The following is a 24,009-nucleotide window of genomic DNA, read 5'->3' as shown; positions in this document are numbered from 1 at the left end:
GTCCAGAAAAGGGCGTAAGTGTGAAGAGGTGAACGTGCCGTCGGATTTCCCGGCTCAGCTGCGCGCAGCCCAGCTGCGCGTCACCCAACCACGGCTGGCCGTGTTGGAGGCCGTTCACGCCCACCCGCACGCCGACACCGAAACCGTCCTGACCGCCGTCCGCGAACACCTTCCGGCGGTGTCCCGGCAAGCGGTCTACGACGTTCTCAACGTGTTGGCCACCACCGGGGTGCTGCGCCGGATTCAGCCATCCGGCTCATTGGCCCGGTACGAGGCGCGGGTCGGCGACAACCACCACCACATCGTCTGCCGCTCCTGCGGCGTCATCGCCGATGTGGACTGCGCGGTCGGCGAGGTGCCATGCCTGACCGCCGCAGACGATCTCGGGTTCGTGATCGACGAGGCCGAGGTCATCTACTGGGGCATCTGCCCCGATTGCGCGGCCGCACCGGCCGCGCCCGCACAAATTTCGGGATCACAACCGTGATCACAGCCCGATTCACCCCTCCCGAAAGGAAATGCAGTGCCTGAGGAAACCCCTCCCATCGGAGAAGCCCAGACCGAGAGCGGCTGTCCGATGCGGATCAAGCCTCCCGTCGAGGGCGGCAGCAACCGCGACTGGTGGCCCAACCAGGTCAACCTGAAGATCCTGCAGAAGAACCCCGACATCATCGATCCCGAGGATGAGGGCTACGACTACCGCCAGGTCGTCCAGACCCTCGACTTCGAGGAGTTCCAGGCCGACTTCGACGCGCTGCTGACCGACTCGCAGTCCTGGTGGCCGGCCGACTTCGGCCACTACGGCCCGCTGTTCGTCCGGATGAGCTGGCATGCCGCCGGCACCTACCGCGTTCAGGACGGCCGCGGCGGCGCCGGACGCGGCATGCAGCGCTTCGAGCCGCTGAACAGCTGGCCGGACAACGTGCTGCTGGACCAGGCCCGTCGCCTGCTGTGGCCGCTGAAGAAGAAGTACGGCAACAAGATCTCCTGGGCAGATCTCATCGCCTACGCCGGCAACCGCGCGATGGAGCACATGGGCTTCAAGACCGCCGGCTTCGCCTTCGGCCGCGCCGACTGCTGGGAGCCGGAGGAGGACGTCTTCTGGGGCGCCGAGGCCGAGTGGCTCGGCTCGCAGGACCGCTACCAGGGCAGTGACCGGACCAAGCTGGACAACCCGCTGGCCGCCACCATGATGGGTCTGATCTACGTCAATCCCGAAGGCCCCGAGGGTGTTCCGGATCCGCTGGCCGCGGCCATCGACATCCGCGAGACGTTCGGCCGGATGGCGATGAACGATGTGGAGACCGCCGCGCTGATCGTCGGCGGGCACACCTTCGGCAAGACCCACGGCAACGGCGACGCCGAGGCGCTCGGCCCCGAGCCGGCCGCCGCTCCGCTGCAGGAGATGGGCCTGGGCTGGAAGAACCCCAACGACACCGGCAACCCGAACGACCGGGTCGGCAGCGGTCTGGAGGTCATCTGGACCCACACGCCGACCAAGTGGGACAACAGCTTCCTGGAGATCCTGTACAGCAACGAGTGGGAGCTGTTCAAGAGCAAGGCCGGCGCGCAGCAGTGGCGTCCCAAGGACAACGGCTGGGCGAACTCGGTGCCGACCCCCGATCTCAAGGGCCGCACCCACCCGGCGATGCTGACCACCGACCTGTCCATGCGCGAGGATCCGATCTACGGCAAGATCACCCGTCGCTGGCTCGATCACCCCGACGAGCTGGCCGAGGAGTTCGCCAAGGCCTGGTTCAAGCTCATGCACCGCGACATGGGCCCGGCGGTCCGCTACCTCGGGCCGTTCGTGCCCAAGGACACCTGGGTCTGGCAGGACCCGGTGCCGGCTGGCAACGCGAATCTGTCCGACGCCGACGTCGCCGCCCTCAAGGCCGCGATCGCCGACTCCGGTCTGACCGTGCCGCAGCTGGTCTCCACCGCGTGGAAGGCCGCGGCCTCCTACCGCAACAGCGATATGCGCGGCGGGGCCAACGGCGGCCGGATCCGGCTGCAGCCGCAGCTGGGCTGGGAATCCAACGAGCCCGATGAGCTGGCTCAGGTGATCCGCAAGCTCGAGGAGATCCAGGCGTCCTCCGGCGTCAACGTCTCCTTCGCCGACGTGGTGGTGCTGGCCGGCAATGTGGGCGTTGAAAAGGCCGCCAAGGCAGCCGGATTCGACATCGACGTGCCGTTCACCCCGGGTCGCGGTGACGCCACCCAGGAGATGACCGACGCGGACTCGTTCTCCTACCTGGAGCCCAAGGCCGACGGATTCCGCAACTACGCCGGCAAGGGCCTGAACCTGCCCGCGGAATACCACCTCATCGACCGGGCCAACCAGCTGAACCTGTCGGGTCCGGAGATGACCGTGCTGGTCGGCGGCCTACGGGCGCTGGAGGCCAACCACGGCGGGTCAAAGCTGGGTGTGCTCACCGAGCGTCCGGGCGCGCTGACGACGGACTTCTTCGTCAGCATCTGCGATATGGGCCTCAAGTGGGCGCCGTCGTCGGCCGACGACGGCACCTACGTCGGTTCCGATCGCGCGACCGGCGAGCCGAAGTACACCGCCAGCCGGGTGGACCTGCTGTTCGGCTCCAACTCGCAGCTGCGGGCGCTGGCCGAGGTCTACGCCGCCGACGACGCGAAGGAGAAGTTCGTCCGGGACTTCGTCGCCGCGTGGACCAAGGTGATGGACGCCGACCGGTTCGATGTGAAGAACAGCTAGTCGCAAGGAACAGCGCCCCGCAGGCCTCGGCCTGCGGGGCGCTGTCGCGTTCAGCTCTTCTTGCCCAGCGTTCCGTCGAGGTAGCTCTCGCGGCAGGCGCGTCGGCGCAGCTTGCCGCTGGTGGTCCGCGGGACGGCGCCCCCGGGCAACAGCAACACGTCGGCGACGGACAGCCCGTGCCGCTTGGCGACCGCGGCGCGCACCGCGTCGATGCCCGGCTGCGGGTCCTTGCGGGCGGTGCCCGGGGCCCGTTCGCAGGCCAGCACCAGCTTCTGTCCCCCACTGCCGTCGGGAACAGAGAAGGCGATGATGTAGCCACGGCGCAGCAGCGACGACGCGTCGGCGGCGGTCAGCTCGATATCGTCCGGATAGTGCGCGCGGCCGTCGATGGTGATGAGGTCGATGAGGCGGCCGGGCACGAACAACTCGCCGTTCAGGAAGAAGCCGAGGTCGCCGGTGCGCAGCCAGCGGGCGTCGGTGGGCACGGCGCGGGCCCGACTGTGCGCGCCGTCGCGCGCAGTCAGCCGCGCGCCGAAGGTCTGCTCGGACTCGGCGCGCCGCCGCCAGTAGCCGCGCCCGATATTGGCCCCGTGCAACCAGATCTCACCCACCGAGCCGTCGGGCAGTTCCGCGCCGGCGGCCGGGTCGACGATGACCGCCTGCAGGTTGTTGGCCAGCCGCCCGCACGACACGTGCGGCACCGCGGCGGGATCGTCGGCGTTGACCGGCGCCGCTCGGCCGCGACCCAACTCGGCGCGATCGAAGTGCACCACGGCGGGCGCCTGTTGCGGCCCGGTGGTGGCCACCATCAGCGTCGCCTCGGCGATCCCGTAGGACGGCTTGATGGCGGAGGCCGGAAGCCCGTGCGGCGCAAAGGCGTCGGTGAACGCCGCGATCGCGCCGTAACTGACCGGCTCGGAGCCGATGATCATGGTGACATTGCTCAGGTCCACGGTCTCGCCGTCGTCGGGCAAGCCACGCTGGGCCGCCCAGTCGTAGGCGAGGTTGGGCGCCGCGGTCACCACCGGCCGGCCGAGCCGGATCTCGTCGGACATCGCCTTGATCCAGCGCTGCGGCCGACGGATGAAGGCCGTCGGCGACATCAGGGTGGTGTGACCGCCGTAGACCGTCGGGAAGCCGATCATCGACAGGCCCATGTCGTGGTAGAGCGGCAGCCAGCTGACGCCGTGGGTGTTGCGGTCGTGCAGGTCGATCGCCAGGATCATCTGCACCAGGTTGGTGACCATCGCCCGGTGGGTGATCTCGATGCCGACGGGCGCGCGGGTGGCGCCGCCGCTGTACTGCAGGTGGCACACATCGCCGATATCGATGTGAACCGGATTGAAGTCGCGTGCGCTGGTGTCGGGAAGCTCGTCGAGCAGGATCACCTGCGGCCGCGGCATTCCGGTCAGCCGGTCCAGGAAGCCAACGATGAGGTCACGGACCGAACTGGTGGTCAGCACCACCGACGGGCGCGCGTCGCGCATCGCGGTGTCCAGCCGCTCGGCCTGGCCGGCCAACTCGGGCGCGAACAGCGGGACGGCGACCGTGCCGGCCTTGATCGCGCCGAAGAAGCCGGTGATGTAGTCGAGGCCCTGCGGCGCCAGCACCGCCACCCGGTCGCGAGGATGAGCGTGGCGCTGCACCGCGGCGGCGACCGCGGTGGCCCGCACCCCCACCTGATTCCAGGTGATCTCGGAGACCACGCCGTCGGAGACCCGGGAGAAATCGATGTAGCGATAGGCGGTCTGCTCCCCGACGCTGTAGATGCAGCGCTCGATGAGGGCGTCGATGGTCAGGGTCGGCGGTACGACGACCAAACCGTCGCCGTCCAGGCAATCGTCGACCTGCAGCAAACCGGGATACATGCCAGGCAGTCTATGAGCCGCCGGATCCGGTCCCCGAAGCGGCTGCGTTCGGCGCTACCCGTAGGTAGCTGGGCAAACACCGATTTCGTTTCTTAGCAAAGCGTTAGATGCTGCTCCCCAAGACCTTAAATTCGGCGCATACCGTCATTGTCATATCGCGGCGACGTTGCGATTGAACCGTCGGCAAACCGATCTCGAAGCGAGGCTCGACATGACTGGTTACGGAAATCCTGCGATCATCTGCGGCGGCGCCCAGATTCGGGTGCAGTGCCGGCATCTCGCCACCGTCGTGACCATCAGCGGCGTGCTCGACGAGGCCAACGCCGCGCAAGCCATGACCGAGACCCGCCGGTTCGTCATCGCCGAAAAGCCGGTGGTGCTCGATCTGACCGCCGTGGAGTCCGCGCCGGATGACTACCTGCCGGTGCTGGAGTCGGTCGACTCCGCCTGTGCCGCAGCCGGTGTGGAGTGGCTGCTGGTCACGTCTCCGGCGGTGGCCGCCCAGATCCGGATCGGCGAGGACGGCTTCGCGGTCGCGACCTCGGTGCCCGAGGCGCTGCAGTGGCTCGCCGACGACGTGTTCATCCGCCGCCGGATGCTGCTGCCGCTGCTGCACCGCACCGCGTGAGTCGAGGAGCAAGCGAAAAAGGCGCCCGCCCACCCGGCGGACGCCTTTTTCGTCGTCAAGGCCCGAGCAGAATCTTGCTGAGCCCGGTGGTGGTGGTGACGCCGTCGTCGTAGCCGCCGGCGTCACCGAGCGCGTTGAACACCACCAGGGTGAAGCGCTGCCCCGGTCCGGCGAACCCCACGGAGTTGACCACCCAGCCTCCATGCTCGGGAGACCAACCGTTCTTCACCCCGGGCGCCATCGCCGGGCCGGCGCCCCAGACGCCCCATTGTTGTGCGCCGCCCACGCGCTGCATTTCCGCGACGATCGCCGCGGTGTCGGCCGGGTTCATCTGGGACAGCATGAAATTCAGCATCCGGTCGAAGTCGTCGGCAGTGCCCTTCTGAAACCCCCAGTAGGGAAACACGTCGCCGAACCCGGGTTGCGGCGCGAGGTTCGTCATTCCGTAGCGGGCGAAGTCCACGTTGAACGTTCGATGGTCGTCGCCGCCGTAGCGGTCCCAGAGGGTGTCGGCGGCGTCATTGTCGGAGTCGCGCAGCATGCCCTGCATGAGCTGGCGGTCCTGGGCAGACAGCCGCAGTTTGCCGGCTCGCTCCCGGGTGAGCAGATCCACCACCATGGCCAGTTTGATGGTGGACGCGGTCCAGATCATGGCGCCGGCGTTGTCGTTGCGATAGCGCAGACCGGCGGTGCGATCGCGCAGCACGTAGCCCACCACACCCGGTCGGGTGGCCAGGTAGGCGTTCGCCGCGCTGATCCGGGTGGCCAGATCGCATCCCGACCCAGTGGCGGCTTCGCAGCGGGCGGCGGCCGTTCCGGCGGCCCCGAGTTGGGCCCCGACGAGCGCCATCAGCGCCACCAGCACGGCCGCGACGGCGCGGACGCCCGGGATCCTCACGGCGGGAATGCTAGGGCGGGGCCATCGCTCGCTCCGGGGGACGCACCGGCGACGAAGGTCACGGTTGTCCAACATCCCGAAATGAGCTTAGACAGGCTAAACTGACGATCATGTGGCTGCGATCCGTGACTATGCTGGGCGCTTCCGCGCTCCTGGCGGCGACGGTTTCCGCCGGTTCGGCCGGCGCTGACCCCGAACCGACTCCGGCCCCCGGACCCCCGCCCGGCCCCGTCGCCGAGGACACCGCTGCCCAGGACACCGCGGCCGCTCCGGAGAACACCGACGGCCCGAAGACCGTGATCGATTCCGACGGCACCTTCAGGGTGGGCGCCGACATCGTCCCGGGCACCTATGCGTCCCAGGGCCCCCGCGACGGAGTGGCCTGCTACTGGAAGCGCATCGGCGGCCCGAACGGCGACGAGATCCTGGACAACGCGCTGACCAAGAAGCCCCAGGTGGTCCGGATCGAAGCGACCGACCTGAGCTTCAAGACCAACGAATGCCAAACCTGGACGCTGACCGATCAGCAGCCTCAGCAGCCCGGCGCCGGCGGCTTGCTGATCGGTTTGGCCGATATCACCGCGCGCCTTGGGTCGGCTCCCAAGCCTGGAAACTGAGAGATATACTTAGACCATGAAACTACTCGGCATCGCCACCGCGACCCTGACCGCAGCAGCGATCGGGCTGGCAGCGCCGGCGCACGCCGACGTGGACACCGATTTCGCGAACACCCTGCACACCTTCGGGATCTACGGGCAGCGCGACTACAACGCCTGGATCGCCAAGCTTGCCTGCAAGCGACTGCGCAACGGGGTGGACACCACCGCGCAGGCGTCGGCCACCTTTGTCGGCAACCAGCTGGACCGCAAGCTGTCCGATCAGCACGCCTGGCAGTTCCTCGGGCTGGGCATCGCCACCTACTGCCCCGACCAACAGCACGTGTTGCAGTCGGCCGTCGACCAGCAGAACTGACGCAAGGAGAACGCCGATGAGCAAGCGCGCCAAGAACACCCTGCGGATCAGCGTCGCGGCCGCGATGCTCGGCATCGGCCTGGCCGGCGCCGGTGTGGCGTCTGCCGACGCCACCGACAACTACCCGATCCCGAAGCGGATCCTGGAGACCCCGTGCACGGCCCAGCAGATCATGCTGGCCGTCCGCGACACCCGGCCGGTCTACTACGAGCGCTACATGACCGACTACAACAACAAGCCGGTCGCCGACCAGCAGGGCGCGCGAGACCGGATCAACTGGTTCTTCTCACTGCCCTACGAGGGACGCCGGCAGTACTCCGAGCAGACCGCCACCGACGCCTTCTTCGAGTCGATGTCCTGGCGCTGGCCGAACTGGGCGAAGATCTTCTTCAACAACAAGGGCGTGGCGGCCGCCGCGACCGACGTCTGCATGAACTACCCCGACGACTACAACGTCTGGAACTGGGCGACTCGCTAACCGGGTTCGCAACGCGCGCAAAGGATCCCCACCCGCTCGGCGGGTTCGCATGGTCGTCGCAACACTCTCGATCGAGTGGTTGCGGCGACCATGTCGCGTTCGGACACCGATTCCTGGGCGTCCCCGGGCGTCGGGCGCGCTCATCGAGTGAGACACCAGGTACGTCGGTGAGACGTGACGGCGGAGCCCCTCATCGGCTGAGGAACCAGGTACGTCAGTGAGACGTCAGGGATGCCAGTGAGACACCAGGGCGGTGATCTGCATCGAGTGAGAATCTAGGGACACGTTGTTCGAGTAACCCCCACCCGTATGTCTCACTCAATGAAGAACCCCGCCCTCACGTCTCACCGAGCTACCTCAGTTCTCAAACGCCTACCTGACGCCTCACTCGACGAGCGACCCCGCCACCAGTTCTCACAAACCGCCATCACGCCTCACTCGATGAACCACCCCGCCACCACCCCGCCAAATGCCGCCTTGAGCTCTCACACGACGGGCCCCGCCGAGCGGAACTGTGGACAACCCCCAGATGGCGCGCCATGGCATAAAGAATCCCCGCCCTCTCGACGAGGGCGGGGATTCTTCTGCGTCAGGCTCAGGCCGTCGGGACCGGCGTGGTCTCGTCGTCGCGGGCCGGCGGCTTGGGCCACGGCGAGGGCAGCGGACGCTGCCGAACCCGTTGCGGCCACCAGAACCACTTGCCCAGCAGCGCGGCGATCGCCGGCGTCATGAAGGACCGGATCACCAGGGTGTCGAACAGCAGGCCCAGGCCGATGGTGGAGCCGACCTGGCCGATGATGGCCAACTCGCTGACCACCATGCCCATCATGGTGAACGCGAACACCAATCCCGCCGCGGTCACCACCGAACCTGTGCCGCCCATGGCTCGGATGATGCCGGTGTTCAGGCCGGCGTGTATCTCTTCCTTGAATCTGGCCACCAAGAGCAGGTTGTAGTCCGCCCCGACGGCCAACAGGATGATCACCGCCATGGCCAACACCATCCAGTGCAACTCCAGCCCGATGATGTGCTGCCATATCAGCACCGATAGGCCGAACGACGCCCCAAGCGAGAACACCACCGTCCCGACGATCACCGCCGCGGCCACGATAGCCCGGGTGATGATCAGCATGATCAGGAAGATCAGCGCGAGCGCGGCGATCCCGGCGATGATCAGGTCGAAGTTCGCGCCGTCCTGCATGTCCTTGAAGGTCGCCGCGGTGCCGCCGAGGTAGATCTTCGAACCCTCCAGCGGCGTGCCCTTCACGGCTTCCCGCGCGGCCTGCTTAATGGAGGCGATCTTCTCGATGCCCTCCGGCGTCATCGGGTCACCGTCGTGGGAGATGATGAACCGCACCGCGTGCCCATCCGGCGACAGGAACATCTTGATGCCGCGTTTGAAGTCCGGATTGTCGAAGACCTCCGGTGGCAGATAGAACGAGTCGTCGTTCTTGGCGTCGTCGAACGCCTTGCCCATCGCGGTGGAGTTCTCCTGCATGGACGAGATCTGGTCCTGCATGCCCTTCTGCGTCTGATACATGGTGAGCATGTAGTTCTTCATCCGCTTCATGGTGTCGATCATCGACGGCATCAACGCCACCATCTGCGGCATCAAGGTGTCGAGGCGCTCCATGTCCGGGACGATCTGCTGGATGTCGTCGGTCATCACGTCGATGCCGTCCAGGGTGTCGAAGATCGACCGCATCGCCCAGCAGACCGGGATGTTGAAGCAGTGCGGCTCCCAGTACAGATAGTTGCGGATCGGGCGCATCAGATCGTCGAAATCCGAGATGTGGTCACGCATTTCGGCGACGTCGAGCACCATGTTCTTCATCTTGGTGACCATGCTGTGCGTGGTCTCGGCCATCTGCTCGGTGATCGACGACATCTTGGTCATGTTGTCGATGGTGACCTGCATGTCCTCGGCCTGCTTGAGCATGTTGGCCATCATGTCCTGCTGATACTTCTCGTTCATCTGCTGCGTGACGCCGTTCATGGAGATCTGGAACGGGATCGACGTGTGCTCGATGGGTGTGCCCTGCGGGCGGGTGATGGCCTGCACCCGACCCACCCCGGGCACCCGGAAGATCTGCTTGGCGACCTTGTCGATGACCAGGAAGTCCGCCGAGTTCCGCAGATCGTGATCGGTCTCGATCATCAGCAGTTCCGGATTCATCCGGGCCTGGGAGAAGTGCCGGTCGGCGGCGGCGTACCCGGCATTCGCCGGCAGGTCGTCGGGCAGATAGTGCCGGTCGTTGTAGTTGGTCCGGTAGCCCGGCAACGCCAGCAGGCCGACCAGCGACAGCGCGATGGTCGCGATCAGGATCGGGCCCGGCCAGCGGACCACCGCGGCGCCGACCTTGCGCCAGCCGCGGGTGCGCACCGCACGCTTGGGTTCCAGAATCTTGCCGAACCGGGTGGCGATGCTGATGATCGCCGAACCCAGCGTCAGCGCGCACACCACCACGATGGTCATGCCGACGGCCAGCGGGAAGCCCAGGCTCTGGAAGTACGGCATACGGGTGAAATGCAGGCACGCGGTGGCGCCGGCGATCGTCAGGCCCGAGCCCATGATGACGTGCCCGGTGCCGTGGAACATGTCGTAGTAGGCCGTCTCGCGGTCCATGCCGCGCGAACGCGCCTCCTGATATCGGCCGATCAGGAAGATCGCATAGTCCGTCGACGCCGCGATCGCCAACGTCACCAGCAGGCTCGTCGCGAACGTGGACAGCCCCATGATGTCGTGGTAGCCGAGGAACGCGACCGCTCCGCGGGCTGCGGCCAGCGAGAAGACCACCATCAGCAGCGCCAGGGCCACTGTCACGAAGGATCGGTAGACCAGGAACAACATCGTGATGATGATCGCGAAGGTGACCAGCTCGATGCTGCGCATGCTGCGGTCACCGGCGATGGTCTGGTCGGCGCTCAGCGCCGCCGGGCCGGTGACGTAGGCGGTGACGCCCGGCGGCGCACGCTCGGCCTGGACGTCGGCGACGATCTTCTGCACCGCCTCGACGGATTCGTTGGCCAGCGCCTCACCCTGGTTGCCCGCGGTGTAGATCTGCACGTAGGCGGCGTGCCCGTCCGGGCTCTGCGAGCCGGCCGCGGTCAGCGGGTCGCCCCAGAAGTCCTGCACGTGCTCGACGTGGACATCGTCGGCCTCGAGCCGGCGGATGATCTCGTCGTAGAAGTCGTGTGCTTCCTGCCCGAGCTGTTCCCCCTCGGACTCCAGCACGATCATCACCGAGCTGTTGGATTTGAACTCCTGGAAGGTCTCGCCGACCCGCATCATGGCGATCACCGACGGCGCGTCGTTCGGCGACATCGACACCGAACGCATGGCGCCGACCTTCTCCAGCTGCGGGACCACGGTGTTGAGCACCACGACCAACAGCACCCACGCGATGACGATCGGCACCGCCAAGGCTCGGATCAGGCGCGCCAGACCGTCGCGCTTGACGTGGCCGAACGGCTCCTCGCCGGGCTTCTGGGTCTCCGGGGCGGGTGCGGTCATGCGGACTTCACCAGGCAGAAGGTGTAGGCGCTCGCGCCGGTGTTGGTGCGTTCGTCCTTGATCTCGTCATCGACGGTGATCCGGCAGGTGATGTTGGAGCTGTCACCCTGGGCGGTGATGTTGGGGAACACCGACGGCGCGGTGGACTCCAGGGTCAGCTCCCACGGCAGTCCGGCGCCGGGGACGCTCTGCGGTTCGGCGTCGAGGTCCAGGTAGCTGATGTCGGCGTAGGAGCCGTTACCCCAGACTTCGTACTTGACCCGCTTGGGGTTGAACGGCTTGGTGTCCTCGAACACGGACCCACCGGAATTGGAGCCGTCGTCGGCGCCGAAGAAGGTGCGCACCCGGGCCACCGAGACGGCGGCGACGGCGACCACGGCGACGATCACCAGCGGCAGCCAGATCTTCTGGATCAGCTTCAGCATTCGGCGTCGACCCCATTCCGGCAACGGTGTCCCTCGGCCCACATTCGATACATGACAAACTCTCATTCGCGCGGCAGCGGCATCAGCTTAGCTAATTTAACTTATCTGTCGGCAGACGCGGCGGCCTACCGCTGTGTCGGCCATCACCCCCCCGCCGACGGCGCCCGTCGGACGGAGCGACCGGACCGGGTATTACCGTCGCCGAGGTGATCGTGCTGCTGCCGCCGTCGGAGACCAAACGCCCGGGTGGCGACGGCCCCCCGCTGGATCTGGCGGACCTGAGTTTCCGCTCGCTCACCGCGCTGCGCGCCGAACTGGTCGACGACCTGGTCACACTGGCCGCCGACCCCGCCGCCAGCCGCGCCGCGCTGGGCATTTCGGCCAAGCAGGACGACGAGATCGAGCGGAACGCGACACTGCGCACCTCCCCCACCATGGCGGCGATCGACCGGTACACCGGTGTGTTGTACGACGCCCTGGACGTCGACTCGCTCAAACCGGCGGCCGCGGCCCGGGCGCGGGCCCGGTTGGTGGTGTGCTCGGCGTTGTTCGGCCTGCTGCGCGCCGACGACCCGATCCCGGCCTACCGGCTCTCGGCGGGTTCGAAGCTGCCGAGCCGTCCGGGTTCGACGAGCGAGGAACGAGCGAGGAAGAGGCCCGGCGCATCGACACCGCGTCCGGGTTTGGCGGTGCGCTGGCGTCCGCTGCTGGAACCCGCGCTCGCCGCGCTGGCCGCCGACGAGCTCGTCGTCGACCTGCGCTCGGGCGCCTACGCCGGTCTGGGCAAGGTCCCCGGAGCGGTCACGGTCGACGTGCTCAGCCAGGCGCCCAACGGTCAGCGCAGCGTCGTCAGCCACTTCAACAAGGCGCACAAGGGCCGGCTGGCGCAGGTGCTCGCCACCAGCCGGGCCGACCCGGACGACGCGGCCAAGGTGGCCGGCATCGCCCGCCGGGCCGGGATGCGCGTCGAGCGCGACGGCGATCACCTGACCCTGGTGCTGCTGCCCTGAACGGCCGACCGACCGCGCGCGTGTGACACTTTCGGACATGCAGAGCCCGCTGTCGGTACAGAAGGTCGCGCGTCCGCGGTTGGAGGGTGTCGTCACCGTCAGCCCCACTCGGCGGTTGAGCTTCGCCGAATTCGGCGACCCGAAGGGGCGGCCGGTGATCTGGCTGCACGGCACTCCCGGTTCCCGGCGGCAGATCCCCCTGGACGCCCGCCGCTACGCCGAGCAGCACGGCATCCGCTTGATCGGGCTGGACCGGCCGGGCATCGGCGCGTCCACCCCGCACCGGTACGCGCGGCTGCTGGACTTCGCCGCGGACCTGGCCGTCGTCGCCGACGCCCTGCGCGTCGATGAGATGGCCGTGATCGGGTTGTCCGGTGGCGGGCCCTACACGCTGGCCGCGGCGGTGGGCCTGCCGGACCGGGTGTTGGCCGCCGGGGTGCTCGGCGGTGTCGCGCCGACCACCGGGCCGGACGCGGCCGCCGGCGGGATGATGTCGCTGGCCGCCCTCACCGCTCCGCTGCTGGCCGTCGCCGATGTGCCGGTGGGCGCGATGCTGTCCCAGGTGGTGCGGCGCGGGCGGCCGCTGGCCACCGCGGCCCTGCAGTTCTACGCCGCGGCCAACCCGAAGCCGGACCGGGAGGTGCTGCGCCGTCCGGAGGTCAAGGCGATGGTCCTCGACGACCTGCTCAACGGCAGCCGCACCCAGGCGATCGCGCCGTTCGCCGACATCGTGGTGTTGTCCCGGGACTGGGGTTTTCGGCTGGGTGAGGTCGCCGTCCCGGTTCGGTGGTGGCACGGCGACCGCGATCACGTGGTCCCGATCGGGCACGGCGAGCACTCGGTGGCGCTGCTGCCCGACGCCGAGCTGATCGTGTGGCGGGGCGAGAGCCATCTGGCGTCCTTCGGCCGCGGCGCGGAGGTGCTGCGCGGGGTCGAGCAGCTGCTCGACGGCCCCGGGCCGACCCTCGCCGAACCGCCGGGGGCTTAGGACAGCGCCCGGCGCAGCATGTGCATCGCGATGGTGGTCGAGAAGTCCCGGACGTCGGCCCGATCACCGGGCAACCTGACTGTGCGCAGCGCCGGGGGCGCGTCGCCGACCGCGACGCAGAAGCACACCGTCCCGACGGGTTTTTCCGGCGAACCGCCGCCGGGACCGGCGACGCCGGTGGTGGACACCGCGACGTCGGCGCCGAATCGTCGCTGCGCGCCGCGCGCCATCGCCTCGGCGACGTGCTCGGACACCGCGCCGTGCGTCTCGATCAACGCCGGGTCGACCCCGAGCAATTCGGACTTGGCGGCGTTGGAGTACGACACCACCCCGCCGGCGAGGTAGTCCGAGGATCCGGGGCGGTCGGTGAGCCGGGCCGCCACCAACCCGCCGGTGCAGGATTCGGCGGTCGCGGCCCAGTGCCCGGTGAGCAGCGCGGCGACCTGGTCGTCGACGGTGGATCCGTCGGTGGAGTAGACCGCGGCGCCGAACCGCTCCCGCAGGTGGTTCCGCAGCCGCTGGTAGGCGGGCGCGTCGTCGGCCCGGTATCGGGTGACGATCTCCAGCTCGCCGCGGCGCAGGCAGGTGGTGATCTCCAGCGCGTCATAGCCGGGGAGATCCTGCTGCGCCTGGCGCAGCGATTCGGCCAGCGCGGACTCGGCCGGGCCGAACATCCGGATGGTCTCCTGGCGGTACACCGTCCGGCCGGCGATGGCGGCCGCGACCTCGTCGGTGGCCAGCGCCGCCGGCCACATCGCCTGCAGTTCGCGAGGGGGCCCGGGCAGCACAACCACCGTGGGTTTGCGCTGACCCGCGGCCGGGGTGACGACGACCCCGGGCGCCGTGCCGACCGGGTCCAGCACCGTCGCGCCCTCCGGGATGATGGCCTGCTTGCGGTTAGCGGCCAGCACGGCGGAGAAATCGAAGTCCGGCATGCGTGACGTCAGGCCGCGCAGGATCTCCGCGATGCGTTGTTCAAGATCGTTGTCCAGCACCGTGTTTCGGCCGCAGAACCGCGCCACGGTTTCCACCGTGAGGTCATCGGCCGTGGGCCCCAGGCCGCCGGTGGTGACAATGAGGTCCACCCCCTGGCCGGCCAGGAACGCCAGCTGGGCCTCGATATCGTCGGGCCGGTCGCCGCAGATGGTGATGTGGGCCAGTTCCACGCCCAGTTCCAGCAGCCGGTCGGCCAGCCATGGGCCGTTGCGGTCGGTGATCCGTCCGGTCAGCACTTCGGTTCCGGTGACGACGATCCCTGCGCGGCTGCTCACCCGCGTGAGCCTACGCGCCGCCGTCGGGCCCCCGAGCCCGGAATTGGCGCCGGCGCCGGCGCCCGAACCGCGGTTACGCTCAGCGATGTCTTGAACAGTGACAGGGGGGAACACGGATGCGCACAGCGACACTGTGGGCGACATGGGCGATGGCGGCGGGGACCGCGCTGACGGCGGCGACAACCGCGCCCGTCGCGGCGGCCGACGTGATTTTCGTCCGCTGCTCCTTCAGCGTCGACCAGCCCTTCGTCTATGAGCTCAACGGCGCCTCCTATGTCGGGGCCCGGATGCGCGCGGACAACTGCGAGACGAATCTGCCGAGCACACCGCTGAAGTTCGGCCTGGACATCCAGGCCGGCTACGGAACTCAGGATGCCGGGGTCACCGAGTCCTTCACCAACGCCTACGAGAAGTGGATCGACGTCTCCAACGGCGGCTCCTACGTGGTGGACTTCCCCAGCGACGACCGCCTGGTCGCCCTCCGACCCGGAGTGTTCCTGGCCAGCGGGCGGGTCAGCTCGAACATCGAAGGGTGGGAGCGCCCGAAGTTCATCGACGCCAAGGCGGTCACCTGGGGTGTCGACTGGGGGACGATGACACGGATCGGCTGATCGTTGGGCGGCCGCGGACATGGTGTTGACTGGGGCACGTGACGGTGACTCAACGCAATCGCTTCCGCAACGCCTCGGTCCTGCTCGTCGGCGCGCTGTTGATCGGTGGCTGCTCGACGAATTCGGCCGACCCCGTCGTGGACGCGGCGCCCGCTTCGACCTGCGTGGCGCCCGCGGATGGGGATAAGGCCTGGTTCGCGGTCCCGCCGATCGGTGACGACGCGCCACGGGTATGGTTGCCGGAGGTCAAGGGCTGGACCCAGCGGGACGCGCCGAGCCCGGATTACCAGATCCTGTTGGAGAACAAGGACATGGCGGCCGACGGCACCCACCCGATGCTCACCATCACCGTCACCGAATTGGCCGACAAGCCGGATCCCAGCGACGCGCTCAAGGACTTCGTGACCGGCATGCAGGCCAAGTACGCGGAGGCGGGCGGCACCGCCCCTGACGGTGTGGAGGCGCAGCCGGCGGACGTGTGCGGGCTGCCGGCCCGGCGGGTCACCTACGCGCTGCCGTTGCGCGACGAAGGGACCCTTGATGTACTCGCGATGTCGACCGCGATGACGGTCGGCGACGAGGTGTACATCGTCTCGATGGGGATGCACTCCCCCGTCGGCAAGGACGAGAAGTACCGGGCCGACGCCCGGCGCTTCCAGAACGAGTGGCGCGTCGTCGTCCCGGGCGAGGCCCAGAACTGACCGAGGCCGGCTCAACCCGCGTCTTCTGGATCGGCCTGGGCTGCTGGGCCGCCGGGTTCTGCTGGCACTGGTCCCGGCAATCGGTGTGGTTCCTGGCGCACCGACCGCTGTTCGAACTGGCCCGCGCGACCGATCCCGGCTCGTCCTACTACGGCGCCGAATTACCTTGGGGGCTGCCGTTTCTCAGCTCGACGGGCCAGGCGTCAGGGTCGCCGGAGGGCGCCGACAAGTACGGCATGATCTGCTCGGCGCCCACCGACCTGGGCCGGGGTTGGTGGATGTGCGGGTTGGCCGGCTCCGGTCTGTGAGCCGGCCGCGGCTCAGGCCGAGGCGCCGGGGGCCCGGATCACCATCGGGACGGCCGGGAAGTACGCCGCCATCTCGGCGCGCGACTTGCGCAGCGCCGCGGTGCCGAGGCCCTTCTTACGGTGCTCGGGCTGGATCCAGATCCGCACGTTGACCTCGCCGTCAACCAGGTCACCGAACACCAGGCCGACCTTGTCGTCGTTCTGCAGCGCGACGAACAGGACGGCGTCCTCGCTGTCCACCCGGTCGACGGCGACGCGGATCTCGTCGTCGATGCCGCCGGCCGGGGCGCCGGAGCCGTCGCCCGCGGTGGCCATGTTGTCGGTGCGGGCGGCGAAGATGTCGCGGTCGGCGTCGGCCGAGAACGGCCGCAGCCGCAGATCGTCGCCGAAGCTGCCGGGACGCTGCTCGACGGTGAAGGTGAGCTGGCTGTTGAGGTCCTCCAGCTCGGCGGCGATGCGCTCCCGGGAGTCCTTGGTGACCTGGCCGAAGGACAGGCCGATGACGGCCTCGGCGCCGGCCTGAGAGGTGCCGAGCATCGCCGAGATCGTGGCAACCGCGGAGGCGTGGTCATCGGAGTCGACGATGGCGTCGAGCACCTCGTGACGGCGGTCGAGCGCTTTGAGCAGGGCAACGGCGATCTCGCGGCGGGCCGCGGCGATATCGTGAGCAGGCATGCCCCGACAGTAATGCAGATGTCGGCGGATCGCCGCTTCATTCGGCGGCTTCTTCTTCTCACGGCCCGTCGGGCGCGCCACCACCTGATTCGGCGCCGCGGGTGGTTTGCTTGGGCGACACCCAAAGGCGTTCCACCAGGAAGGATTTGCGCTCATGGCTCCCACCGCCCGCAATCTGTTGGCGATGACCGGTTTCGGGGCCGTCGTCGCCACCGTCGTGACGGTCGGGATGACGGCCAGCGCCGAAGGCGGTCCCCTGCTGCCGTCGGCGGGGGCCGCGCCGGACAGCAGCTCCACCGCCACGACGACCTCGGGTTCCGCCGCAACCACCCTGCAGTCCGACGCCGGGGGTTACGCCGGCACCGAGGCGTACTGCCCCTCCGGCGAGGTGTCCGTCGCGCACGGGCGCACCGCGCGGTCCATGGTGGTGATCTGCTCGGACAGTGATGGCGCGCTGCAATACCGGGGCGTGCGGATCAGCGACGGCGCCCTGCTGCTCGCCACCGCGAAATCACTGGGCGGCGGCAGCTACAAGGCCGTCAACGAAGGCGTGGTCTACACCGTCACCCCGGGTGAGCTGAAGGTGACCTCCGGCGGGTCGGTGATCTACCGGGACGATTGGAGCGAGTTCGTCGCGCCGCGCTGGGCCGCCGAGAGCGACGACGGCTCCTCGACCGAGGATTCGGGCGTCGCGTCGACCACGACGAGCAGCGCCGCGGCGCCGACGTCGACGACGACCGCGGGCTGAGCGCGGGGGCATACCGCGGGCTGAGTGTTGCGATGCGAGCCGATGGCGTTGCGGCGCGTCCACCAGTGACGTCAGGACGAGGGAATGGCGGTGTGACGCCTTCGCGAGTGACACCAGGACGACGACGCTCGTCGTGAGTGACCCCAGGACGCTGTGCGGGCGTTTTTCGCCCTCCAGTCACTGACGGAGCGACGTATCGCCCTGAGGTAACTGGCGGCAGTTCATCGGCCGCCCGCCACGCGTCGAACTGTGATCCGCGTGACTGCTGTTGCGCCTGCGACGCCGGATCAGCCCGCGGGGGCCGGCACCGGCTGACTGGCCGGCAGTTCGGGGCCTGCCGGCGCCACGGGGGCCACATCGGCCGGCGCGCCTTCCACCGGGGCAGCCGGAGCGCCCTCAACCGGAGCGACCGGAGCGCCTTCCACCGGGGCGACGGGCGCGCCCTCAACCGGAGCGACCGGGGCTCCCTCAACCGGGGCGACCGGGGCTCCCTCGACCGGGGCGGCCGGCGGGGCCATGCTGGAGATCGGCGGCGGCGCCCCATTGCTCATCGGACGCTGCGACAGCAGCAGCAGCAGTTCGGAACCGGTGACTTCCTGGGTCTTGTAGGCGTGCCACAGCTCGCGCAGATACGTCCCGCCCGCGCTGCTCTGCTGCGCCGGGGTGTTGCTCGTTCCCGGCGGGAGGTTGTCGGGGCTGCTCAGGTGGGGCACACCTTCCTCGGGCGCCGCGGCGGCGTTCACCGTGCCGGGGTCGACCGGGGGCTCCGGATCGGCGAGCGCAGGCGCCGCGAAGAGCAGGGCAATTGATCCCAGCGCGCCGACCGCGCCGGCCAGGTGCTTGATGGCCATACCTGATTCTCCCATCCCACCGAGGATTTCGTTACTTGAAGGGGTTTCGACGCACCGGGGCGCGGCGTTACCGGCCAAAACCGGGCACTCGCTCGATCCCGGGGATCCGCCCCAGTATCCGGTCTCGCAGCCGCGGCTGCTGCACCGGCGGCGGTGACTGCTGCTGGACGGGGGCTGGGGCCGGGGCGTAGACCTGGGCCTGCTGCGCCTGCTGAACCTGTTCGGCCGGCGGGGCGGCGGGCGCCACGGTGGCGACCTGCTCGTAGGCGGCCGCGGCGGGTTCCGGCGGGGCCGGCGCAGCCGGCTGCTCCACCGCAGGCGCCGCGGCGACCTCGACCGGAACGTCGGCGGGCGGAACGTCAGCAGGCGCAGCTTCGGCGGGCGCGATCTCCGGCGGCGCGGCTGGGGCGGGCGGGACCGCGGCAGGCGCCGGCGGATTCTCGGCGGCGGCCTGCTCGACGGCCGCCGGGTCGGGGGCGCCGGGGTTGACCGCCGCTTGGCTGACCACCAGCGTGCCGGCCGCCACCAGCGTGACCAGGCCGCCGACCAGCATGGTCATCGGGCCGCCGGCCGACGGCGGGGTCGGCGGCGGGTCATAGTCGGCCCAGAAGTCCGAGGCCACGGACCGATCCGGTCCGGGCTGCGAATGACTTAACAACAGGTGCTCCGAAACGTGCGATAGGCGACTGATGCTGCGGGCGTACCGCAGAGGCTACTCGGGTAGTGGCTGCGGCCACACCCGTACGGCGACCTCGACGACGGTTCGCCGGTATCGAGATCGTAGTGACCCACAGAACACAAACGACACGCCGTAGCGTTGCGAAAGTGTTTTGTGTGATTTGTGTAACGGCTGGGACTCAAGTGTCGAACAACCACACATGACCGGCTTCCAGAAGTTCCTGGCCCTGATGGCGATGAACACCGCGGCGCTGCTCGGACTGCTGACGCTCGGGACGGGCGCCGCCGCCGCAGACGCGGCGGTGAACTGGGACGCCGTCGCGCAGTGCGAGTCAGGCGGCAACTGGGCGATCAACACCGGAAACGGGTTCTACGGAGGGTTGCAGTTCAAGCAGGCCACCTGGGAGTCCAACGGCGGCCGCGGAAACCCCGCGCAGGCCTCCCGCGAGGAGCAGATCCGGGTCGCGGAAAACGTGCGGCGCACCCAGGGCATGAAGGCCTGGCCCAAGTGCGGCAGCCGCGGCGGCGACCTCTTCGCCGGCCCGACCCAGCCGATTCAGGCGCCGCGCCAGGGCGTGACCGCGGGCGAATACATGAAGAACACCGTGCGCGAGATCATCGGCCTGATTCCCGGCCTGGGCCGATAACGACCCAGGCCGAGAATCCGCGCGATCAGCTGGGCGGACGCGCCACGCACTGGGCCGAGTACAACTCCACACCGAGGGTGTCCATCAACTGGAGCTGGGTCTCGAGGTAGTCGACATGGCTTTCCTCGTCGGCGATGATTTCCTCCAGCAGCGCAGCGCTGGTGCTGTCCTGACGCTCGCGGCACATGATGATGCCCGGCTTGAGCCGCTGCACCACCTCAACCTCGATGGCCAGATCGGACTCGAACTGCTCCCGCAGCGTCTGGCCGATCCGCAGCGAGCCCAACCGCTGGTAGTTGGGCAGGCCCTCGAGCAGCAGGATGCGGTCGGTGAGCTTCTCCGCGTGCCGCATCTCATCGAAGGACTCGGCGCGGGTGTGCGCCGCGAGTTCGGTGAAACCCCAACTGTCCTGCATCTTGGCGTGCAGGAAGTACTGGTTGATGGCGGTGAGTTCACTGGTCAACTGTTCGTTGAGCAGTTTGATGACTTCGGGATCGCCTTGCATGAATAACTCCTGCAGATGGGCCGTTTCAGTGACGGCGCGCCGGGCTGTGGCGCAATCGCCGCATCTCAAATCTAGCGCGTTCATAGGCCGTTGGCCTGCATAAACAGCCATAAGATCGAACATAGGTTCGCCTTAGTTAGGCCAGTCTGCGCTACCCCAGCAAACTCCAAAAACGTGGCGTTAACCACACCTAACAAAGGGTAGGTAAAGTTAGGTTAGACTCACCGAAAAGTTCCGGACGGGAGAAAGGCTGACCGCGATGTTCGTGTGCCTGTGCACCGGCGCTACCAGCCACGCGGTCACCCACGCCGTCGCCAACGGCGCGAGCACCTCCCGCCAGGTCGCGGAGTCCTGCGGCGCGGGCGCGGACTGCGGCCGCTGCCGACACACCGTCCGCGGCATCATCGAGTCGTACTTCCGCGAACAAACCGCCGCGCTCGTCCACCGCGCCCCCGCCGCCGTTTAGCGACACGCCGACGCCTGCCGCGGCCACCGGGCAATAATGGCGACATGATCAAGGGCCTCGCGCTGCGGCCGCTGTGGCCGTATGTCAGCGAAGTCACCGCGGCGCTGCTGGGGACGCTGGCCGCGATCGCGATCGCCCTGCAGATCGGGCCGCCCGGATCGGCGATGGCCACCGGCGGCGCAGCCGCGATCGTCGGCGCGACCGCGTTGAAGGACACCCCGCACCGCCGCTGGCGACTGGCGGCCATCGCGTCGCTGTGGATGGCGTCCGCAGTGCTGCTCGGCTGGCTCAGCTCCCCCTACAGCGTGCTGTTCGTGCTGATCGCGGGCATCTGGTCGCTCGGGGCCGGCCTGACCTGGGCGCTGGGCGGCAACGTCGGCCTGGTCGCGGCGACCGCGACGGCGTTGCTGGTCACCAGCCCGGACTGGGGGTCCTGGACGGACGCGTTCACCGTCGCCGGGCTGACGCTGGGCGCCGGATTGTTGCAATCGGTGCTGGTCGCCAAGGCGCCGCGGCCGCAGCGCCAGGCGCAGAGCGCCGCGCTGGCCGTCGGATACCGCCAGGTGGTCGCCGACGCGCGCCGGCTGGCCAAGGACCCGGACGCGGTGCTCGACCACCGGCCGCTGATCGCCCTGCGGCAGCGCTACACCCCCACCGACAATCAGGCGCGCCGCCGGCCGATGGCCTTCCGCGGGCTCTATGCCCTGCCCGAACGGATCGGCATGACGCTCAATGTGCTGCGCCCCGCGGCCGGGACCCGGGCCGGTGAACAGTCGCTGCGGGCCGCGGCGAACATGCTGGAGGCGGTCGCGGAGAATCCGCCGGGCGCCCGGGACGAGGCGACGGCCGCGCTGGCCGCGCTCGACGGCGCCATCGACGGGCTGCCGGCGCAGACCGTGCCGAACGGCCGTCGACTGCGCCGGCAGGTGATGGAGGCCGCCACTCTGCATTTCCACGGGTCGGCCACCCCGCGGCGCCCACCGCAGGCGGTGCTGCGGGAGCAATTGACCTTCGATTCGCCGATCTTCCGGCACGCGCTGCGCCTGGCGGCGGCGGTGACCGCCGGCGTCGCGGCCGCGCGGATCAGTGGCGTGCACGACGGCAGTTGGATCGCGCTGACCGTGCTGCTGGTGCTGCGGCCGGAGACCGCCCACACCTACACCCGATGCACCACCCGGTTGGCCGGCGTCCTGATCGGGGTGGTGCTCGCCACCGCGGCGACCATGCTGGTCCATCCGGTCGGGCTGGCCGCCGGTGTGCTGGCGGTGATCTTCCTCGGACTGACCTTCGCCGTCTCCGGCATCGGCTACGCGCCGCTGAGCGCAGCCGCCGCGGCCACCATGGTTTTCCTGCTGGACATCGACGGCGCGTCCGCCTCCCCCTCGCTGGGCACCCGAGTGGTGGCCGTCATCCTCGGCGGCGCCCTGGCCATCGCCACCCACGTGCTGCTGCCCGACCGCCCGCTGGTTCGACTCCGGCAACGCGCCGGCGAGCTGCTCAAGGATGAAATCGACTACGCGGCAACGGTCATCCGGGCGTTCGCGCACTCGGCCGATGATCACGACGCCGCCGTCGAGGCCGCCTGGAACCGGGCCGCGCGGGCCCGGTCGGCGTTCGAGGCGGCCGGCGGCGGAATCCGCGCGGACAACCCCGAGGTCCGGCACTGGCTCACCGCCTACCGCGCGGCGCTGAACACCATCACCAGCGTGTGCGCCACGCTGGAATCCCAAACGCCGAATGTCAAGGACGCGGACCTCGATCTGCGGTTCGTGGTGGCCGTCGACGATTACGTCGACGCGCTGCGCGGCGAGGCGCCCCGGGCCGGCCAGCCGTGGCGAGTGGACGCCCGCCACCTCGCCGAGGCCGACCAGCAGGTGCGCGAGTGCGCGGCCTACCTGGACCGCCAGGACACCGCGCAACGCGTGCTCGTCGGCGAGATCGAGGCGATCACCCGGGTACTGCTCAACGTCGCCGAAACCGGTTCCTAGCCGGGTTCGACAAGCGAGGAAAAGGCCAGGCTAGGTGGTGCTAACCCTCGTCGGCGACCTCATCGAGGCGCACGGGTTTGCGCTCGATCAGGTCCTTGACCCCGGTGGCGCCCAGCCGCTCCCGGAACGCCTGCACGGTGTAACCGACCAGCACCCCGTCGGTCACCGCCTGCACGGTCGCCGACCGGGGTAGGCCGAACAGTGGACCGATTTCGCCGAAGTACTGACCAGGGCCGACGGTGGCGAGTGCCTCCGACGATCCGTCGGGCAGGTGCCGGATCACCTCGAAGCGGCCTTCGGAGACGACGTAGATCAAATCGCCCATGGTGTTCTGCTCGAACACCACCTCTCCGGCGGCCACCTCACGCAACTCCGGGTCCCGGTTGACCGTTTCCAGCGCGGGCACCATCTCGATCACCTGGTCGGCCATCGGCAGGATCCGGCTGTCGTGGGTGGACACCACCACCACGCGGTCGTCGTCGGCAAGCTCCCGAATCAGTCGCAGCACCTCTTCTACCTGGATGAAGTCCAGGTGCGCGGTGGGCTCGTCGGCGACGATCAGCGGCGGGTCCAGCGCGATCGCCCGCGCCACCGCCACCCGCTGCTGCTGGCCGCCGCTGAGATCACCGGGCCGGTGTTCCATCCGCTCACCTAAGCCGACGCGGTCCAACAGTTCGGCGGCGCGCTGCCGCGACTTGCGGCGGTCGAAACCGGCCGCGCGCAGCGGCACCATCACGTTCTCCAGCGCGGTGAGGCTGGGGATCAGATTGAACGCCTGGAAGACGATCCCGACGGTGTTGCGCCGGTATTCGGTGAGTCCCTTGGCGTCCAGCGCGGTGACGTCGACGTCGCCGAAGGTGATCTGCCCGGCGGCCGGCTTGAGGATGCCGCCCAAGCACGACAGCAGCGTCGTCTTCCCACAACCGCTGGGGCCCAACAGAATTGCCAGGGACCCGGCCTCGACCTTCACGTTGAGATGGTCGATGGGGCGGATCGTCTCGGTGGGGCCGGCGTATTCCACCACCAGGTCGTTGATCAGCAGATCCGGCAT

General features: G+C 68.9%; 25 protein-coding genes. 15 read left to right on the top strand and 10 right to left on the bottom strand.

Translation table 11 applies throughout. The features are described 5' to 3' along the window. The first annotated feature begins 28 nt into the window (after positions 1 to 28). Complete coding sequence (locus L2Z93_RS08695) at positions 29 to 487, top strand: Fur family transcriptional regulator (RefSeq protein WP_090593076.1); 459 nt, start codon at positions 29 to 31, stop codon at positions 485 to 487. A gap of 90 nt (positions 488 to 577) precedes the next feature. Further along, positions 578 to 2,728: a catalase/peroxidase HPI gene (gene katG / locus L2Z93_RS08690; RefSeq protein WP_162562030.1), complete on the top strand. Its 2,151-nt coding sequence runs from the start codon at positions 578 to 580 to the stop codon at positions 2,726 to 2,728. Between the two features lie 50 nt (positions 2,729 to 2,778). Here the strand turns inward: katG and L2Z93_RS08685 are convergent, their stop codons facing one another. Then, positions 2,779 to 4,596, bottom strand: coding sequence for a fatty acyl-AMP ligase (locus tag L2Z93_RS08685; protein WP_090593070.1), 1,818 nt, complete (start codon positions 4,594 to 4,596; stop codon positions 2,779 to 2,781). Positions 4,597 to 4,807: 211 nt separating this feature from the next. On the opposite strand from L2Z93_RS08685, the gene L2Z93_RS08680 reads away from it, so the two are divergent. After that, positions 4,808 to 5,224 (top strand): STAS domain-containing protein, encoded by a 417-nt coding sequence (locus L2Z93_RS08680; RefSeq protein ID WP_090593066.1) that lies wholly within the window; start codon positions 4,808 to 4,810, stop codon positions 5,222 to 5,224. A gap of 55 nt (positions 5,225 to 5,279) precedes the next feature. Here L2Z93_RS08680 and L2Z93_RS08675 read toward each other — a convergent pair whose 3' ends face one another. Beyond that, positions 5,280 to 6,074 (bottom strand): serine hydrolase, encoded by a 795-nt coding sequence (locus tag L2Z93_RS08675; protein ID WP_090593155.1) that lies wholly within the window; start codon positions 6,072 to 6,074, stop codon positions 5,280 to 5,282. Between the two features lie 158 nt (positions 6,075 to 6,232). On the opposite strand from L2Z93_RS08675, the gene L2Z93_RS08670 reads away from it, so the two are divergent. From L2Z93_RS08670 to L2Z93_RS08660, 3 genes are all read left to right on the top strand, one after another. After that, positions 6,233 to 6,739 carry an Rv1352/Rv1906c domain-containing protein gene (locus tag L2Z93_RS08670; RefSeq protein ID WP_234786260.1) on the top strand — a complete coding sequence of 169 codons (507 nt, stop codon included), beginning with the start codon at positions 6,233 to 6,235 and terminating at the stop codon, positions 6,737 to 6,739. Positions 6,740 to 6,755: 16 nt separating this feature from the next. Further along, entirely contained in the window at positions 6,756 to 7,094 is a 339-nt protein-coding gene (locus L2Z93_RS08665; RefSeq protein WP_090593057.1) for a DUF732 domain-containing protein, read from the top strand. 64 nt (positions 7,095 to 7,158) lie between these two features. Continuing rightward, a complete protein-coding gene (locus L2Z93_RS08660; RefSeq protein WP_234786269.1) occupies positions 7,159 to 7,572 on the top strand; it encodes a DUF5078 domain-containing protein in 414 nt (137 codons plus the stop codon). A 595-nt stretch (positions 7,573 to 8,167) separates the two neighbouring features. On the opposite strand, the gene L2Z93_RS08655 is transcribed toward L2Z93_RS08660, so the two are convergent. Further along, positions 8,168 to 11,086 carry an MMPL/RND family transporter gene (locus L2Z93_RS08655; protein ID WP_090593049.1) on the bottom strand — a complete coding sequence of 973 codons (2,919 nt, stop codon included), beginning with the start codon at positions 11,084 to 11,086 and terminating at the stop codon, positions 8,168 to 8,170. Then, the gene (locus L2Z93_RS08650; RefSeq protein ID WP_090593046.1) at positions 11,083 to 11,511 is read right to left on the bottom strand and encodes an MmpS family transport accessory protein; all 429 of its coding nucleotides are present in this window, start codon (positions 11,509 to 11,511) and stop codon (positions 11,083 to 11,085) included. The genes L2Z93_RS08655 and L2Z93_RS08650 overlap by 4 nt, the downstream gene beginning before the upstream one ends. Positions 11,512 to 11,717: 206 nt before the next feature. Between L2Z93_RS08650 and yaaA the strand changes: the two genes are divergently transcribed. Both yaaA and L2Z93_RS08640 read left to right on the top strand, forming a co-directional pair. Then, positions 11,718 to 12,521 (top strand): peroxide stress protein YaaA, encoded by an 804-nt coding sequence (gene yaaA / locus L2Z93_RS08645; RefSeq protein WP_090593042.1) that lies wholly within the window; start codon positions 11,718 to 11,720, stop codon positions 12,519 to 12,521. A 37-nt stretch (positions 12,522 to 12,558) separates the two neighbouring features. Beyond that, positions 12,559 to 13,509, top strand: coding sequence for an alpha/beta fold hydrolase (locus L2Z93_RS08640; protein ID WP_090593038.1), 951 nt, complete (start codon positions 12,559 to 12,561; stop codon positions 13,507 to 13,509). Here the strand turns inward: L2Z93_RS08640 and L2Z93_RS08635 are convergent. Then, positions 13,506 to 14,780 (bottom strand): competence/damage-inducible protein A, encoded by a 1,275-nt coding sequence (locus tag L2Z93_RS08635; protein ID WP_090593033.1) that lies wholly within the window; start codon positions 14,778 to 14,780, stop codon positions 13,506 to 13,508. The genes L2Z93_RS08640 and L2Z93_RS08635 overlap by 4 nt on opposite strands. A 116-nt stretch (positions 14,781 to 14,896) precedes the next feature. Here L2Z93_RS08635 and L2Z93_RS08630 point away from each other — a divergent pair, with 116 nt between their 5' ends. From L2Z93_RS08630 to L2Z93_RS08620, 3 genes are read left to right on the top strand one after another with little or no spacing between them, the layout of a single operon-like run. Next, complete coding sequence (locus L2Z93_RS08630) at positions 14,897 to 15,391, top strand: hypothetical protein (RefSeq protein WP_128111750.1); 495 nt, start codon at positions 14,897 to 14,899, stop codon at positions 15,389 to 15,391. Positions 15,392 to 15,429: 38 nt separating this feature from the next. After that, positions 15,430 to 16,092 (top strand): hypothetical protein, encoded by a 663-nt coding sequence (locus tag L2Z93_RS08625; protein WP_090593025.1) that lies wholly within the window; start codon positions 15,430 to 15,432, stop codon positions 16,090 to 16,092. Then, positions 16,056 to 16,400 carry a hypothetical protein gene (locus L2Z93_RS08620; RefSeq protein WP_090593021.1) on the top strand — a complete coding sequence of 115 codons (345 nt, stop codon included), beginning with the start codon at positions 16,056 to 16,058 and terminating at the stop codon, positions 16,398 to 16,400. The genes L2Z93_RS08625 and L2Z93_RS08620 overlap by 37 nt, the downstream gene beginning before the upstream one ends. A gap of 12 nt (positions 16,401 to 16,412) precedes the next feature. On the opposite strand, the gene L2Z93_RS08615 is transcribed toward L2Z93_RS08620, so the two are convergent. Beyond that, complete coding sequence (locus L2Z93_RS08615; RefSeq protein WP_090593017.1) at positions 16,413 to 17,075, bottom strand: GNAT family N-acetyltransferase; 663 nt, start codon at positions 17,073 to 17,075, stop codon at positions 16,413 to 16,415. Between the two features lie 154 nt (positions 17,076 to 17,229). Here L2Z93_RS08615 and L2Z93_RS08610 point away from each other — a divergent pair, with 154 nt between their 5' ends. After that, positions 17,230 to 17,823 carry a hypothetical protein gene (locus L2Z93_RS08610; protein WP_090593013.1) on the top strand — a complete coding sequence of 198 codons (594 nt, stop codon included), beginning with the start codon at positions 17,230 to 17,232 and terminating at the stop codon, positions 17,821 to 17,823. Positions 17,824 to 18,110: 287 nt separating this feature from the next. Here the strand turns inward: L2Z93_RS08610 and L2Z93_RS08605 are convergent, their stop codons facing one another. Both L2Z93_RS08605 and L2Z93_RS08600 read right to left on the bottom strand, forming a co-directional pair. Further along, entirely contained in the window at positions 18,111 to 18,674 is a 564-nt protein-coding gene (locus L2Z93_RS08605; protein WP_193438879.1) for a hypothetical protein, read from the bottom strand. 67 nt (positions 18,675 to 18,741) lie between these two features. Next, positions 18,742 to 19,296 (bottom strand): DUF7157 domain-containing protein, encoded by a 555-nt coding sequence (locus L2Z93_RS08600; protein ID WP_090593009.1) that lies wholly within the window; start codon positions 19,294 to 19,296, stop codon positions 18,742 to 18,744. 286 nt (positions 19,297 to 19,582) lie between these two features. On the opposite strand from L2Z93_RS08600, the gene L2Z93_RS08595 reads away from it, so the two are divergent. Beyond that, positions 19,583 to 19,999, top strand: coding sequence for a transglycosylase family protein (locus L2Z93_RS08595; protein WP_234786268.1), 417 nt, complete (start codon positions 19,583 to 19,585; stop codon positions 19,997 to 19,999). A gap of 25 nt (positions 20,000 to 20,024) precedes the next feature. On the opposite strand, the gene bfr is transcribed toward L2Z93_RS08595, so the two are convergent. Continuing rightward, positions 20,025 to 20,504: a bacterioferritin gene (bfr, locus tag L2Z93_RS08590; protein WP_090593001.1), complete on the bottom strand. Its 480-nt coding sequence runs from the start codon at positions 20,502 to 20,504 to the stop codon at positions 20,025 to 20,027. Between the two features lie 259 nt (positions 20,505 to 20,763). On the opposite strand from bfr, the gene L2Z93_RS08585 reads away from it, so the two are divergent. Continuing rightward, positions 20,764 to 20,970, top strand: coding sequence for a (2Fe-2S)-binding protein (locus tag L2Z93_RS08585; RefSeq protein ID WP_090592996.1), 207 nt, complete (start codon positions 20,764 to 20,766; stop codon positions 20,968 to 20,970). Positions 20,971 to 21,014: 44 nt separating this feature from the next. After that, positions 21,015 to 22,958 carry an FUSC family protein gene (locus L2Z93_RS08580; RefSeq protein WP_090592992.1) on the top strand — a complete coding sequence of 648 codons (1,944 nt, stop codon included), beginning with the start codon at positions 21,015 to 21,017 and terminating at the stop codon, positions 22,956 to 22,958. 40 nt (positions 22,959 to 22,998) lie between these two features. Here L2Z93_RS08580 and L2Z93_RS08575 read toward each other — a convergent pair whose 3' ends face one another. Next, positions 22,999 to 24,009 carry an ABC transporter ATP-binding protein gene (locus L2Z93_RS08575; RefSeq protein ID WP_090592987.1) on the bottom strand — a complete coding sequence of 337 codons (1,011 nt, stop codon included), beginning with the start codon at positions 24,007 to 24,009 and terminating at the stop codon, positions 22,999 to 23,001.

It is taken from the genome of Mycolicibacterium brumae (assembly GCF_025215495.1).
GTDB classification, from domain to species: domain Bacteria; phylum Actinomycetota; class Actinomycetes; order Mycobacteriales; family Mycobacteriaceae; genus Mycobacterium; species Mycobacterium brumae.
The sequence above is the reverse complement of the archived record's forward strand: the minus strand, read 5'-3'. Positions and strand labels throughout refer to the sequence as shown.

What these genes read in the sequence shown, in the direction of transcription:
- L2Z93_RS08675 (WP_090593155.1), bottom strand. Translation starts at nt 6,074, where the DNA reads ATGGCGCTCGTCGGGGCCCAACTCGGGGCCGCCGGAACGGCCGCCGCC.
- L2Z93_RS08680 (WP_090593066.1), top strand. Translation starts at nt 4,808, where the DNA reads ATGACTGGTTACGGAAATCCTGCGATCATCTGCGGCGGCGCCCAGATT.
- L2Z93_RS08615 (WP_090593017.1), bottom strand. Translation starts at nt 17,075, where the DNA reads ATGCCTGCTCACGATATCGCCGCGGCCCGCCGCGAGATCGCCGTTGCC.
- L2Z93_RS08650 (WP_090593046.1), bottom strand. Translation starts at nt 11,511, where the DNA reads ATGCTGAAGCTGATCCAGAAGATCTGGCTGCCGCTGGTGATCGTCGCC.
- L2Z93_RS08595 (WP_234786268.1), top strand. Translation starts at nt 19,583, where the DNA reads ATGGCGATGAACACCGCGGCGCTGCTCGGACTGCTGACGCTCGGGACG.
- L2Z93_RS08630 (WP_128111750.1), top strand. Translation starts at nt 14,897, where the DNA reads ATGCGCACAGCGACACTGTGGGCGACATGGGCGATGGCGGCGGGGACC.
- L2Z93_RS08670 (WP_234786260.1), top strand. Translation starts at nt 6,233, where the DNA reads ATGTGGCTGCGATCCGTGACTATGCTGGGCGCTTCCGCGCTCCTGGCG.
- L2Z93_RS08640 (WP_090593038.1), top strand. Translation starts at nt 12,559, where the DNA reads ATGCAGAGCCCGCTGTCGGTACAGAAGGTCGCGCGTCCGCGGTTGGAG.
- L2Z93_RS08685 (WP_090593070.1), bottom strand. Translation starts at nt 4,596, where the DNA reads ATGTATCCCGGTTTGCTGCAGGTCGACGATTGCCTGGACGGCGACGGT.
- L2Z93_RS08660 (WP_234786269.1), top strand. Translation starts at nt 7,159, where the DNA reads ATGCTCGGCATCGGCCTGGCCGGCGCCGGTGTGGCGTCTGCCGACGCC.
- L2Z93_RS08655 (WP_090593049.1), bottom strand. Translation starts at nt 11,086, where the DNA reads ATGACCGCACCCGCCCCGGAGACCCAGAAGCCCGGCGAGGAGCCGTTC.
- L2Z93_RS08580 (WP_090592992.1), top strand. Translation starts at nt 21,015, where the DNA reads ATGATCAAGGGCCTCGCGCTGCGGCCGCTGTGGCCGTATGTCAGCGAA.
- katG (WP_162562030.1), top strand. Translation starts at nt 578, where the DNA reads ATGCGGATCAAGCCTCCCGTCGAGGGCGGCAGCAACCGCGACTGGTGG.
- bfr (WP_090593001.1), bottom strand. Translation starts at nt 20,504, where the DNA reads ATGCAAGGCGATCCCGAAGTCATCAAACTGCTCAACGAACAGTTGACC.
- L2Z93_RS08665 (WP_090593057.1), top strand. Translation starts at nt 6,756, where the DNA reads ATGAAACTACTCGGCATCGCCACCGCGACCCTGACCGCAGCAGCGATC.
- L2Z93_RS08605 (WP_193438879.1), bottom strand. Translation starts at nt 18,674, where the DNA reads ATGGCCATCAAGCACCTGGCCGGCGCGGTCGGCGCGCTGGGATCAATT.
- L2Z93_RS08575 (WP_090592987.1), bottom strand. Translation starts at nt 24,009, where the DNA reads ATGCCGGATCTGCTGATCAACGACCTGGTGGTGGAATACGCCGGCCCC.
- L2Z93_RS08585 (WP_090592996.1), top strand. Translation starts at nt 20,764, where the DNA reads ATGTTCGTGTGCCTGTGCACCGGCGCTACCAGCCACGCGGTCACCCAC.
- L2Z93_RS08610 (WP_090593013.1), top strand. Translation starts at nt 17,230, where the DNA reads ATGGCTCCCACCGCCCGCAATCTGTTGGCGATGACCGGTTTCGGGGCC.